Genomic DNA, 11,620 nt, shown 5'->3' with positions numbered 1-11,620 from the left:
GGGGGTGGCCCCCCCCCCCCCCCCCCCCCGCGAAGGGGCCGGAACAGATTCAGGCCGGCTGCGGCGCTTTCAGAATGTTCAGCAGCAACTGCACGCTCTCCACCGCATCATGCCCAAGGCTGGTCAGATACCCGCCATCCGGCTGGTCGGTGAGCTGTTTGTCATACAGGCGTTGCGCGGCGGCAACGAGCGAGGGCGATGCATTGTTGTGGATCTTGATGCCTTCCTGGCTGCTGTCCAGGTTGAACAGAGCGAGTACTTCCAGTTCGGCGACCAACTCGGGGGTGAAGGACATGGCGACTCCTGACGTCTGGACGAGGATGGCGGCACCACCAAGGGGTGCCTGATCCTGGAGTGTAGTCAGGCTTCGTCGATGTCGCCTTGACCTGCCTCAGGTGGCAGCTCGGGCAGGGCACGCAGAGCCGCTTCGTACCACTCGCCGTCGAAGTCGCGGTCCCCGGTGAGCATGTTGTCGATCTCGATAGCCAGCACGTGGGCCATCAGGTTGAGGATGTCGTCGCGCTCATAGCCGACCAGCGTCAGCTTGTTGAACACGGCCTTGGCCACAGCAGGGTCGCCGCTTTCGATCTGGTTCTCGATGGCCTCGGTCAGGGTCGCCTCGACGAAGGATTCGTCGTCGTCATTCTCGATGTCGCTGGGCTCGCTCATGGCGGTACTCCTGTAGGTGGACACACAGTGTGCCATGCCGGCAATGGCGGGTCATCGACCGGGTGCATGAAGCTGGCCAGGGGCGTTCGATCGGTCTATAAAAGGCCGGCCATCCCCACACGGCCTGGAGGCTGTAACCCCATGCTCAAGCTTCACGGATTTTCGGTCAGCAACTACTACAACATGGTCAAGCTGGCACTGCTGGAAAAGGGCCTGCCGTTCGAGGAAGTGACGTTCTACGGCGGGCAGGCGCCCAACGCGCTGGAAGTCAGCCCGCGGGGCAAGGTGCCGGTGCTGGAGACCGAACAGGGTTTTCTCAGCGAGACCAGCGTGATCCTCGACTACATCGAGCAGACCCAGGGCGGCAAGGCGCTGCTGCCCGCCGATGCGTTCGGCCAGGCCAAGGTGCGCGAGCTGCTCAAGGAAATCGAGTTGTACATCGAGCTGCCGGCGCGAACCTGTTACCCCGAGTCGTTCTTCGGCGCGCCGGTGGAGTCGCTGATCAAGGAGCGGGCGCGCGCCGAGCTGCTGGCCGGCTTTGCCACCCTCAAGCGCAATGGGCGCTTCGCGCCCTACGTGGCGGGTGAGCAACTGACCCTGGCCGACCTGATGTTCTGCTTCTCGGTGGACCTTGCCTGTGCGGTGGGCAAGAAGGTGCTGAACATCGACTTCCTGGCGGACTTCCCGCAGGCCAAGGCGCTGCTCGAGTTGCTCGGGGAGAACCCGCACATGGCGCGAATCCGCGCGGACAAGGATGCGGCGATGCCGGCGTTCATGGAGTTGATTCGCAGCGGCAAGCGCTGACTGGGTGGGAGCGGCGCGAGGCCGCTCCTTGTATCGAGCCCCGATGTTGGGGCGAGCAACCCTAGCGCGAGGCCAGCAGGGCCTTGCCGCGTACCACGGCGGTCAGTACCTGCGCAGGGGCCGTGCCACCGATGTGGTCACGGGCGTTCACCGAACCTTCCAGGGTCAGCACGGCGAACACGTCCTGCTCGATCTGGTCGCTGAACTGGCGCAGTTCCTCGAGGCTCATCTCGGCCAGGTCCTTGCCGGTGTCGACGCCGTACTTCACGGCATGGCCGACGATCTCGTGGCAATCACGGAACGGCAGGCCGCGACGCACCAGGTAGTCGGCGAGGTCGGTGGCGGTGGAGAAGCCGCGCAGGGCCGCTTCGCGCATGATCGCATGGCGTGGCTTGATGGCCGGGATCATGTCGGCGAAGGCCCGCAGCGAGTCGCGCAGGGTGTCGGCGGCGTCGAACAGCGGCTCCTTGTCTTCCTGGTTGTCCTTGTTGTAGGCCAGCGGCTGGCCTTTCATCAGGGTCAGCAGGCCGGTGAGGGCGCCGAATACACGGCCGCTCTTGCCACGTACCAGCTCCGGCACGTCCGGGTTCTTCTTCTGCGGCATGATCGAGCTGCCGGTGCAGAAGCGATCGGGCAGGTCGATGAACTGGAACTGGGCGCTGGTCCACAGCACCAGCTCTTCGGAGAAGCGCGACAGGTGCATCATCGCCACGCTTGCGGCAGCGCAGAATTCGATGGCGAAGTCGCGGTCCGAGACGCTGTCCAGCGAGTTGCCGCCGACGGCCTCGAAGCCCAGCAGCTGGCAGGTCAGTTCACGGTCGATGGGGTAGGTGGTGCCGGCCAGCGCGGCGCTGCCCAGGGGCATGCGGTTGGTGCGCTTGCGGCAGTCGACCAGGCGCTCGTAGTCGCGGCTGAGCATTTCGAACCAGGCCAGCAGGTGGTGGCCGAAGGTGACTGGCTGGGCGGTCTGCAGGTGAGTGAAGCCCGGCATGATGGTCGCGGCTTCGCGCTCGGCCTGCTCCAGCAGGCCTTCCTGCAGGCGGGTGATTTCGGCGAGGATCAGGTCGATCTCGTCGCGCAGCCACAGGCGGATGTCGGTGGCCACCTGGTCGTTGCGGCTGCGACCGGTGTGCAGCTTCTTGCCGGTGATGCCGATGCGGTCGGTCAGGCGTGCCTCGATGTTCATGTGCACGTCTTCGAGGTCGACGCGCCAGTCGAAGGTGCCGGCCTCGATTTCGCCCTGGATGGTCTTCAGGCCGTCGATGATGGTGTCGCGTTCGGCATCGCTGAGGACGCCGACCTGCGCCAGCATGGTGGCGTGGGCGATCGAACCCATGATGTCGTGGCGGTACAGGCGCTTGTCGAAGTCGACCGAGGCGGTGAAGCGGGCGACGAATGCGTCGACGGGTTCACTGAAGCGGCCGCCCCAGGACTGATTGGTCTTGTCGGTGCTCATGGATTCACTCGTTGAAGGCGTGAACGAAAAAGTGCCGCCGATGATAACAGGGTTGAAGCCCCGGCCGCAGGGCGTCGGTCGTGAGAAATGGACGGAAATCCCGTGAAGTCGGCCACCAGGGATATTTACCGATTGAACGGCAGTGTTCCACGGACCGTCTACAGTTGGACAAGAGACTGGCAGCGAATCTGCCGGCACAGTGAATCTTTGGCCTTCGCACCGGTCTAGAGCGTGACCGCAGTGTCGCTCGACCTGCATCTGTCTACGCTTACCCTGTGCGAGACTCACTCAGGAATCCAGAGCAACTATGAATGTCCTGATCGTTGATGATGAACCCCAAGCCCGCGAACGCCTGACCCGGCTACTGGCGGAGCTGGAGGGTTACACCGTGCTGGAGCCCAGCGCCACCAACGGCGAGGAGGCCTTGGCCCTGATCGAAAGCCTCAAGCCCGATGTCGTCCTGCTGGACATCGGCATGCCGGGCCTGGATGGCCTGCAAGTCGCCGCGCGCCTGTGCGAACGCGAAGCGCCACCGGCGGTGGTGTTCTGCACCGGCGACGATGAATACGGCGTCGAGGCCTTCAGGGACAGTACCCTCAGCCATGTGACCAAGCCGATCCAGACCCAGGCCCTGCGCGATGCCCTGCGCAAGGCCGATAAACCCAACCGTGCCCAGTTGGCTGCGCTGACCCGCCCGGCCAACGAAGGGGGCGGCCCACGCAGCCATATCAGTGCGCGAACGCGCAAGGGCATCGAGCTGATTCCCTTGCCCCAGGTCATCTATTTCATTGCCGATCACAAGTACGTCACCTTGCGTCACGAGTCTGGCGAGGTGCTGCTCGACGAGCCGCTCAAGGCCCTGGAAGACGAATTTGGCGAGCGTTTCGTGCGCATCCACCGCAATGCGCTGGTCGCGCGTGAACGCATCGAGCGCTTGCAGCGCACGCCGCTCGGGCACTTCCAGCTGTATCTCAAGGGCCTGGATGGTGATGCGCTGACCGTGAGCCGTCGGCATGTGGCAGGTGTGCGCAAGATGATGCAGACGCTTTGACGCCTGCGGTAGGGGCCGCTGCGCGGCCCATTCGCGGCACGAGGCCGCTCCTACCGATGCCGACGGAGCTGTTATCATCGGCGGCATTTCTCTGCATCGGGGCGTTCCATGTCCACTCGCGAAATCCGCATCGCCACCCGTAAAAGTGCCCTGGCCCTGTGGCAGGCCGAATACGTCAAAGCCCGCCTCGAGCAAGCGCATCCCGGCCTGCAGGTCACCTTGGTGCCGATGGTCAGCCGCGGCGACAAGCTGCTCGATGCCCCGCTGGCCAAGATTGGCGGCAAGGGCCTGTTCGTCAAGGAGCTGGAAACCGCGCTGCTCGACCACGAGGCCGACATCGCCGTGCATTCGATGAAGGATGTGCCCATGGACTTCCCTGAAGGCCTGGGGCTGTACTGCATCTGCGAGCGTGAAGACCCGCGTGACGCTTTTGTTTCCAATCATTTCACCAGCCTCGACGCACTGCCAGCAGGCAGCGTGGTCGGCACCTCCAGCCTGCGTCGCCAGGCGCAGTTGCTGGCGCGTCGGCCCGACCTGGAAATCCGTTTCCTGCGCGGCAACGTCAACACCCGCCTGGCCAAGCTCGATGCCGGTGAATACGACGCCATCATCCTCGCGGCGGCGGGCCTGATCCGCCTCGGCTTCGAACAGCGCATCACCTCCAGCATCAGCGTCGACGACAGCCTGCCGGCGGGCGGCCAGGGCGCCGTGGGTATCGAATGCCGTAGCGCCGACCATGAGATCCATGCGCTGCTGGCGCCGTTGCATCACCTCGACACCGCCGACCGGGTGGTGGCCGAGCGTGCCCTGAACAAACGCCTGAACGGCGGCTGCCAGGTGCCCATTGCCTGTTATGCGGTGCTCGAAGGCGAGCAACTGTGGCTGCGTGGCCTGGTCGGCCAGCCAAGCGGCGGCACCCTGCTGGTCGCCGATGCCCGTGCCCCGCGCGCCGCTGCCGAGGCACTGGGCGTGCAGGTGGCCGAGGACCTGCTGGGTCAGGGCGCCGAGGCCATCCTCAAGGAAGTCTACGGCGAGGCCGGGCATCCGTGAGCCCCTGGCGCCTGTTGCTGACCCGGCCTGACGAGGACTGCGCGGCACTGGCGCAGTACCTGGCGGCGCAGGGCGTGGCCAATGCGAGCCTGCCCCTGCTGGCGATCGAGCCGGTAGCGCTGGATGCACCTCGGCGCGAGCTGCTGGCGACGCTGGCTGCCTGCCGGGCGATCATCGTGGTCAGCAAGCCGGCGGCCAGGTTGTTACTCGAACGGCTTGCCGAAACCGGCGTGCAACCGCCGCCGGCAGGCTGGTTCAGTGTCGGCGAGGCCACCGCCGGGGTGCTCCAGGCTGCGGGCCTGGAGGTGACCTTCCCGAGCCAGGGCGACGACAGCGAAGCCTTGCTCGCCAACCCCACCCTGCGCCAGGCTGTCGCCGTGCCTGGGGCGCGGGTGCTGATCGTGCGCGGTGTCGGAGGTCGCGAACTGCTGGCAGAGCGTCTTGGAGAGCAAGGTGCTAGTGTCGAATATCTGGAACTGTATCGCCGCCGCCTGCCGGAGTACCCGCCAGGCACGCTGATGCGGTGCATCGAAGCGGAACGCCTCAATGGCCTGGTGGTCAGCAGTGGGCAGGGTCTTGAACACTTGCGCCAGCTGGCGGGGGTCGACTGGCCGCAGGTAGCGGGCCTGACCCTCTTCGTGCCGAGCCCTCGGGTCGCCGAACAGGCCCGGGCCGCCGGGGCCCGACAGGTTGTGGATTGCCGTGGCGCCAGCGCCGCGGCCTTGCTGGCAGCCGTGCAGCGCAGCGCTGCACCTGCCTCCTAAGGCACTGAGCGAGTGCCTCCCATGCAAAGGATGGATACGTGAGCGAAACGGTCTTGCCCAACAATGAACAGCCGTCGGCCCAGGAGCCGGCGCAATCCGATACCGTCGCACCTGCCAAACGTACCGGTAGCGGCCTGGCCTTGCTCGCCCTGCTGGTAGGGGCGGCCGGGGTCGCGGTCGGCGGCTGGGGTGTCTGGCAGGTGCGGCAACTGCAAGGCAGCGAAGTGAGCCAGGGCCAGCACCTCGAAGCGCTGAGCCAGCGTGCCGCCGGCTTGCAGCAGCGCGAGCAGCAGATCAGCGAACAGCTGGCCAGCCTGCCAGCGGCCAGCGAGCTGGAAGACCGCCGCCGCCTGGTGGCACAGTTGCAGGGCGACCAGCAGCGCCTCAGCCAGCGCCTGGAGACGGTGCTGGGCGAGAGCCGCAAGGAATGGCGCCTGGCCGAGGCCGAGCACCTGTTGCGCCTGGCCACCCTGCGCCTGTCGGCGCTGCAGGACATCACCAGCGCCAAGGCCCTGGTCGAAGGTGCCGATGAGATCCTCCGCGAGCAGAGCGACCCGGGGGCCTTTGCCGCCCGCGAGGCATTGGCTCGCAGCTTGGCCACGCTCGCCAGCACCGAGCAACCGGACCGTACCGGTCTGTTCCTCAAACTGGCCGCCCAGCGTGAGCTGGTGCAGCAGCTCAGTGCCCAGGCACTGGAATTCGACAGCAACGCCGATGCCCTGGGCGCGCTGACCTCCGACGGCGACGGCGCCAGCCGCTGGTCGCAGTGGTGGGCGGAAATCTCCAAGTACTTCCAGATCGACTTCAACGCTGACGACAACGTGCGGCCGCTGCTGGCCGGGCAGTCGCTCAATCAACTGCGCCTGGCCCTGAGCCTGACCATCGAGCAGGCCCAGTGGGCGGCGCTCAATGGCGAGGCCAAGGTCTACACCCAGGCCCTGGACGATGCGCGCAGCGTGCTGCTGGCCAACTTCAATGCCGACAACCCGCAAAGCCAGGCCATGCTCGCAAGCCTCAACGCCCTGGCCGAGCAGCCGGTGTCGGTGGTCACCCCTGACCTGAGCGACAGTCTGGCCGCGGTGCAGGCCTACATCCAGCGTCGCCACCTGCCGGCCGAAGGTGAGGGGGCCAAGCCATGAAGCGCGTCTACCTGTTGGCGGTGCTGGCGATCGTGGTCGCCGCGGCACTGGGCATCGCGGTGGCCAAACACAGTGGCTACGTGATGATCGCCTATGGTGGTTTCCGCTATCAGTCGGGGCTGTGGGCGGCTCTGGTCGCCCTGGTGGCGATCGTGCTGCTGCTGTGGCTGGTACGTTACCTGGTGGGCCTGGTGCTGACCTCCAGCGGTGTGGTCAACCCCTGGTCGCGGCGCAATCGCACCCGGCGGGTGCGCCTGGCCATCGAACAAGGCCAGCTGGACCTCGCCGAGGGGCGCTGGGCCAGTGCCCAGCGCCACCTGCACCGCGCCGCCGAGGCCGAGCGCCAGCCGCTGCTCTACTACCTCGGCGCCGCCCGGGCGGCCAACGAACAAGGGCGTAGCCAAGACAGCGACAACCTGCTCGAGCGTGCCCTGGAGCGCCAGCCCCAGGCCGAGTTGGCCATCGCCCTGACCCACGCGCAGTTGCAGATGGACCGCGGCGAGTCCGATGGCGCCCTGGAGACCCTGCTGGCGATGCAAGAGCGTCACCCGCACAACGGCCAGGTGTTGCGCCTGTTGCAGCGCCTGTACCTGGAACGTGGCGACTGGTCGGCGCTGATCCGCCTGCTGCCTGACCTGCGTAAGCACAAGGTGCTGCCGGCCAAGGAGCTGGCTGAGCTTGAGCAACGCGCCTGGGGCCAGAACCTGAGCCTGGCAGCCACCCGTGGCGAGGACGCACAGACCGCGCGCCAGGCGCTGGAGCGGGCCTGGCAGCAGCTGAGCAACGCCCAGCGCCAGGAGCCGCAACTGGTCCTGGCGTATGCCGAGCAGCTGCGTCAGGCAGGCGCTCAGGGCGAAGCCGAGGAGGTATTGCGTACGGCGCTCAAGCGTGAGTACGAAAGCCACCTGGCGCGCTTGTACGGCCTGGTGCGCGGTGCCGACCCGGCCCGTCAGTTGCAGACCGCCGAAGGCTGGCTCAAGGCGCACCCGCAAGACCCCAGCCTGCTGCTCACCCTGGGTCGCCTGAGCCTGCAGAACCGCCTGTGGGGCAAGGCCCGTGACTACCTCGAAAGCAGCCTGGGCCTGGAGCGCAACCCCGAGACTTGCGCCGAACTTGCCCGCCTGCTGGCCGGCCTCGGCGAGACCGAGCGCAGCAACCAGCTGTTCCAGGAGGGGCTTGGCCTGCTGGATGAGCGCCTGCTGGCCTTGCCGCTGCCGGAACACGTTCGAGCCTGACGCACCCAGCAGCCCGCGTACGCACGCGGGCTGCTGGGTGAGTAACTTATCCAGCGGGCAGGGTGGGTTCTGCGAGACGGCTCCTAGGGTGCGTCCTACTTCGTGATCGGAAGTTTCCATCCCGTTCAGTCGATTTGCCTTCCCCGTAGCGCCTTGAAACAAAGTGCGCCTTTCAACTACCGTCTCAGGCCAAACTTCGATCCCCGGACCTTCTCCGCCCATGTTGCCGGCCCGTCTTCGTACCCGTTTTTTTCCAGCCTGTCTCGCCTCCCTGGCGATGCTGGTGGCGTCGTTCTACCTTGAAGCGGCCTTGGATCTGGTGCCGTGCGCGCTCTGTTTCAGTCAGCGGGTGCTGCTCGGCAGTTACGTGTTGGTCTGCCTCCTGGCCTTGCTGCTGGGCCCCCGGGGCAAGCATGTCCGGCGCTACATGGTGGTCGCGCTGTCTTGCGCACTCGCAGGCGCGGCGCTGGCGGCTCGGCATGTGTGGTTGCAGGGGGCGGTCAGCATGGCTTGCCCAGAGCCGTTGCGGCGGGTGTTCGAGCAACCCTGGTACGAGGCTGCCAAGGCCTTGCTCTGGAATGGCTCGGATTGCGGCTCGCTGACCTGGAGCTTCATCGACCTGACACTTCCGGAGTGGAGCCTGATGGCGTTCTTGCTGTTGGCATCGATGCCGTTGACCTATCTGCTTGCCTATCGCCTGCGGGCACTGGCCAAGGCATGATCTGTAACAATGCCAAGGCATTGCGCGACCAGTGGTGAACGGAAAAGGCATTAAACGCTTGTATGAACTTTGTCCGCTGCGTACCTTGAAGGCCAGCACGCGCGGGAATAATCTCGCAGCACGTATACCGATATTACAACTGCTCGATGCCGTCCTGCTGATGTCACCTTTGTGCTGCACGGTCGTGGTGCGAGGTGCAGCGGCATCTATCCAGAAGGGATGAGATCGCCATGCTCGATAGTTGCCAGAACGCCCAGGAGCGCTGGGGTGGGGTCCACAAGCTGATCGATCGTTGGCTCGAAGAGCGCAATGAGTTGGTCCAGGCTTTTCGCACGCTGCGCGATGCCAGGCCGGCGTTCGCCGACAAGGACAAGAATCGCGACTTCTGTGCGGTGCTGGTCGATTATGTGTCGGCTTGGCATTTTGAGGTCAGCGAGCAATTGGTCACCGAGGCCAAGGCGTTCGGGGATGAAAAAGCGCTGAAGCTTGCCGAGGAGATCAACCCGCGGATCAACGACATCACCCAGATCGCACTGGCCTTCAATGACCATTGCGAGAAAGGCGAATGCACCGACCCCAACCGTTTCGCCGAAAAGCTCGGCAAGCTCGGTGGCTTGTTGCACGAGCGCTTCGAGCTGGAAGATTGCCTGATCGAAGTGTTGCACAACGCCCATCAGGAAGAGGGCGCCGCACAGGTCGACGCCCTGGGCTAGTCCGCCACCGACAGCAATTCGATCTCGAACACCAGTGGGGTATAGGGCGCGATCAGGTCGCCCGCCCCCTGCGCGCCATAGGCCTGCGCCGACGGAATGACCAGGCGCCACTTGGCACCTGTCTTCATGCGCGGCAACGCCACTTGCCAGCCTTCGATCACCGAGTCCAGCCCGAACCATTGCGGTTGCAGGCTCTGGTCGAATACCGAGCCATCCGGCAACTTGCCCACATACCGCACTTGTACCTTGCCGCCCGCTTTCGGCTGCGCGCCCGCACCGCTGGCCAATTCACTGTAAAGCACGCCCCCGGGCAATTCGTGTACCCCGGCACGGGCCCGCTCGTTGGCCAGGAAGCGCGTCTCGGCTGCCTGCAGTGTGGCCACGTCCTCGCCGTTCGACGGCGCTTCGTGCGCTTGCAGAATGGCCTGCATGCGGGCGTTGTCGAGTTTCAGCGGCTGGCCCTGGTAGGCCTGGCGCAGTCCCTCCACCAAGGCGTCCAGCGGCAGCCCAGGCATGTCCTGGCGCAGGCGTTCGCCCAGGCTTGCGCCGAGGCTGTAGGCCAGGTCTTGGTCGCTGGCAGGGGCGGTATCGGGGTTGGCCAGGGCGAAGGGCGCGACCAGGCACAGGCCGAGAACCAGAGAACGGGGCATGACAACTCCAGGCAATTGACGGATGCGCGCAATAAAGTGATTGGGCTAAATATCGGCAATGAGGTGTTGAGCAACTACACTTGCTCGGAGCTGCAAGATAACAACTTTGCCCAGGCATGCAACGCGGCGCAAACAATACTGTCAACATGCCCTAGCGGCGGTAGCAGCAGAAGCATAGTATGAGCCGCAATCTCGTCAGCCAGGAGGTAAACCATGTCGGCCAAGAAGAAGCCAGTAAGTACGCCGTTACACCTGCTCCAACAACTTTCGGGCAGCCTGCTCGAGCATTTGGAAGATGCCTGCTCTCAAGCGCTGGCGGACGCAGAGAAACTGCTGGCCAAGTTGGAAAAGCAGCGTGGCAAGGCACAGGAAAAACTGCACACCGGTCGCCTGAAGTTGCAGGACGCGGCCAAGGCAGGTAAAGCCAAGGCGCAGAACAAGGCGCAAAAAGCCGTTGGCGAACTCGAGGAGTTGCTCGATTCCCTCAAGGATCGTCAGACCCAGACCCGCGGGTACATTCAGCAACTCAAGCGTGATGCCCAGGAAAGCCTGAAATTGGCCCAGGGTGTTGGCAAGGTGCGTGAGGCTGCCGCCAAGGCCCTCGACCAGCGCGCTGCCAAGCCAGCTGCGGCCAAGGCGCCTGCCCGTGCCGCCGCCAAGCCGGCTGCGCGCACCGCTGCCAAGCCTGCCGCTGCCAAGGCACCGGCCCGTGCTGGCGCCAAGCCCGCTGCGGCCAAACCTGCTGCCGCGAAAGCTCCAGCGAAGGCTGCCGCCAAACCTGCCGCCGCCAAGCCAGCTGCGAAAACCGCTGCCACCAAGGCACCGGCTCGTACCGCCGCTGCCAAACCTGCAACTGCCAAGACGCCCGCCAAGGCCGCCGCTGCCAAGCCTGCTACCCGCGCCGCTGCCGCCAAGCCAGCTGCCGCCAAGGCTCCGGCCCGGTCCGCTGCCGCCAAGGCGCCAGCTGCTGCAAAATCGGTTGCTGCCAAACCAGCTGCTGCCAAGGCCCCAGCCAAAGCCGCTGCCAAACCGGCTGCCGCCAAGGCTCCAGCCAAGGCGACCACCACCAAGCCGGCCGCAGCGAAACCCGCCGCCAAGCCAGCTGCCAAGGCGCCGGCCAAGCCAGCAGCTGCCAAACCGGTGGCCGCCAAGCCTGCCGAAACCAAGCCTGCAGCCACCCCGGCAGCCAGCGCCCCGGTAACCCACTCGGCTACCCCGGCAGCGTCAGCGGCGACACCCGCCAGCACCCCGGCTCAGGCGCCGTCCTCGGCCTCCTGAAGCCCCCTGGCCGCGGCGCCCCCGTTGGAAAGCCCGGGGGGGGCCCCCGGCCGGCCCGGGGCCCCCCCCCGCCCGCGATCCGTTCTGGTG

General features: G+C 65.8%; 13 protein-coding genes. 9 read left to right on the top strand and 4 right to left on the bottom strand.

Going from position 1 to position 11,620, the window contains the following annotated elements; genetic code table 11:
* Positions 1-49: 49 nt before the first annotated feature.
* Entirely contained in the window at positions 50-295 is a 246-nt protein-coding gene (locus IAE37_RS28280) for a TIGR02647 family protein (RefSeq protein ID WP_201178747.1), read from the bottom strand.
* Between the two features lie 65 nt (positions 296-360).
* A complete protein-coding gene (locus IAE37_RS28275) occupies positions 361-669 on the bottom strand; it encodes a hypothetical protein (RefSeq protein WP_201178746.1) in 309 nt (102 codons plus the stop codon).
* Between the two features lie 141 nt (positions 670-810).
* On the opposite strand from IAE37_RS28275, the gene IAE37_RS28270 reads away from it, so the two are divergent.
* Complete coding sequence (locus tag IAE37_RS28270; protein ID WP_201178745.1) at positions 811-1,473, top strand: glutathione S-transferase; 663 nt, start codon at positions 811-813, stop codon at positions 1,471-1,473.
* A 61-nt stretch (positions 1,474-1,534) separates the two neighbouring features.
* Here the strand turns inward: IAE37_RS28270 and argH are convergent, their stop codons facing one another.
* Entirely contained in the window at positions 1,535-2,929 is a 1,395-nt protein-coding gene (gene argH, locus IAE37_RS28265; protein ID WP_201178744.1) for an argininosuccinate lyase, read from the bottom strand.
* A gap of 307 nt (positions 2,930-3,236) precedes the next feature.
* Here argH and IAE37_RS28260 point away from each other — a divergent pair, with 307 nt between their 5' ends.
* From IAE37_RS28260 to rsd, 7 genes are all read left to right on the top strand, one after another.
* Positions 3,237-3,980, top strand: coding sequence for a LytR/AlgR family response regulator transcription factor (locus IAE37_RS28260; protein WP_201178743.1), 744 nt, complete (start codon positions 3,237-3,239; stop codon positions 3,978-3,980).
* A 108-nt stretch (positions 3,981-4,088) separates the two neighbouring features.
* Positions 4,089-5,030 carry a hydroxymethylbilane synthase gene (gene hemC, locus IAE37_RS28255; protein ID WP_201178742.1) on the top strand — a complete coding sequence of 314 codons (942 nt, stop codon included), beginning with the start codon at positions 4,089-4,091 and terminating at the stop codon, positions 5,028-5,030.
* On the top strand, positions 5,027-5,794 hold the full coding sequence (locus IAE37_RS28250) for a uroporphyrinogen-III synthase (RefSeq protein WP_201178741.1): 768 nt from the start codon (positions 5,027-5,029) through the stop codon (positions 5,792-5,794). Before hemC ends, IAE37_RS28250 begins: the two co-directional genes overlap by 4 nt.
* A gap of 38 nt (positions 5,795-5,832) precedes the next feature.
* Positions 5,833-6,933: a uroporphyrinogen-III C-methyltransferase gene (locus IAE37_RS28245; protein WP_201178740.1), complete on the top strand. Its 1,101-nt coding sequence runs from the start codon at positions 5,833-5,835 to the stop codon at positions 6,931-6,933.
* Entirely contained in the window at positions 6,930-8,168 is a 1,239-nt protein-coding gene (locus tag IAE37_RS28240) for a heme biosynthesis protein HemY (protein WP_201178739.1), read from the top strand. Before IAE37_RS28245 ends, IAE37_RS28240 begins: the two co-directional genes overlap by 4 nt.
* Before the next feature lie 220 nt (positions 8,169-8,388).
* Positions 8,389-8,889 carry a disulfide bond formation protein B gene (locus tag IAE37_RS28235; protein WP_201178738.1) on the top strand — a complete coding sequence of 167 codons (501 nt, stop codon included), beginning with the start codon at positions 8,389-8,391 and terminating at the stop codon, positions 8,887-8,889.
* Between the two features lie 230 nt (positions 8,890-9,119).
* The gene (gene rsd, locus IAE37_RS28230) at positions 9,120-9,602 is read left to right on the top strand and encodes a sigma D regulator (RefSeq protein WP_201178737.1); all 483 of its coding nucleotides are present in this window, start codon (positions 9,120-9,122) and stop codon (positions 9,600-9,602) included.
* Here rsd and IAE37_RS28225 read toward each other — a convergent pair.
* The gene (locus IAE37_RS28225; protein ID WP_201178736.1) at positions 9,599-10,252 is read right to left on the bottom strand and encodes an FKBP-type peptidyl-prolyl cis-trans isomerase; all 654 of its coding nucleotides are present in this window, start codon (positions 10,250-10,252) and stop codon (positions 9,599-9,601) included. The two genes, rsd and IAE37_RS28225, sit on opposite strands and share 4 nt — an antisense overlap.
* A 213-nt stretch (positions 10,253-10,465) precedes the next feature.
* Between IAE37_RS28225 and IAE37_RS28220 the strand changes: the two genes are divergently transcribed.
* The gene (locus IAE37_RS28220; RefSeq protein WP_201178735.1) at positions 10,466-11,530 is read left to right on the top strand and encodes an AlgP family protein; all 1,065 of its coding nucleotides are present in this window, start codon (positions 10,466-10,468) and stop codon (positions 11,528-11,530) included.
* Positions 11,531-11,620: the final 90 nt, after the last annotated feature.

It is taken from the genome of Pseudomonas sp. S31 (assembly GCF_016648105.1).
Lineage (GTDB): Bacteria > Pseudomonadota > Gammaproteobacteria > Pseudomonadales > Pseudomonadaceae > Aquipseudomonas.
Note: the sequence above shows the minus strand (reverse complement) of the source record. Positions and strands in the feature narration are given on the sequence as shown.

Excerpts from the sequence above, each read along its gene's own strand:
- IAE37_RS28275 (WP_201178746.1), bottom strand. The coding sequence starts at position 669 with ATGAGCGAGCCCAGCGACATCGAGAATGACGACGACGAATCCTTCGTC.
- IAE37_RS28270 (WP_201178745.1), top strand. The coding sequence starts at position 811 with ATGCTCAAGCTTCACGGATTTTCGGTCAGCAACTACTACAACATGGTC.
- hemC (WP_201178742.1), top strand. The coding sequence starts at position 4,089 with ATGTCCACTCGCGAAATCCGCATCGCCACCCGTAAAAGTGCCCTGGCC.
- argH (WP_201178744.1), bottom strand. The coding sequence starts at position 2,929 with ATGAGCACCGACAAGACCAATCAGTCCTGGGGCGGCCGCTTCAGTGAA.
- rsd (WP_201178737.1), top strand. The coding sequence starts at position 9,120 with ATGCTCGATAGTTGCCAGAACGCCCAGGAGCGCTGGGGTGGGGTCCAC.
- IAE37_RS28260 (WP_201178743.1), top strand. The coding sequence starts at position 3,237 with ATGAATGTCCTGATCGTTGATGATGAACCCCAAGCCCGCGAACGCCTG.
- IAE37_RS28240 (WP_201178739.1), top strand. The coding sequence starts at position 6,930 with ATGAAGCGCGTCTACCTGTTGGCGGTGCTGGCGATCGTGGTCGCCGCG.
- IAE37_RS28225 (WP_201178736.1), bottom strand. The coding sequence starts at position 10,252 with ATGCCCCGTTCTCTGGTTCTCGGCCTGTGCCTGGTCGCGCCCTTCGCC.
- IAE37_RS28220 (WP_201178735.1), top strand. The coding sequence starts at position 10,466 with ATGTCGGCCAAGAAGAAGCCAGTAAGTACGCCGTTACACCTGCTCCAA.
- IAE37_RS28280 (WP_201178747.1), bottom strand. The coding sequence starts at position 295 with ATGTCCTTCACCCCCGAGTTGGTCGCCGAACTGGAAGTACTCGCTCTG.
- IAE37_RS28235 (WP_201178738.1), top strand. The coding sequence starts at position 8,389 with ATGTTGCCGGCCCGTCTTCGTACCCGTTTTTTTCCAGCCTGTCTCGCC.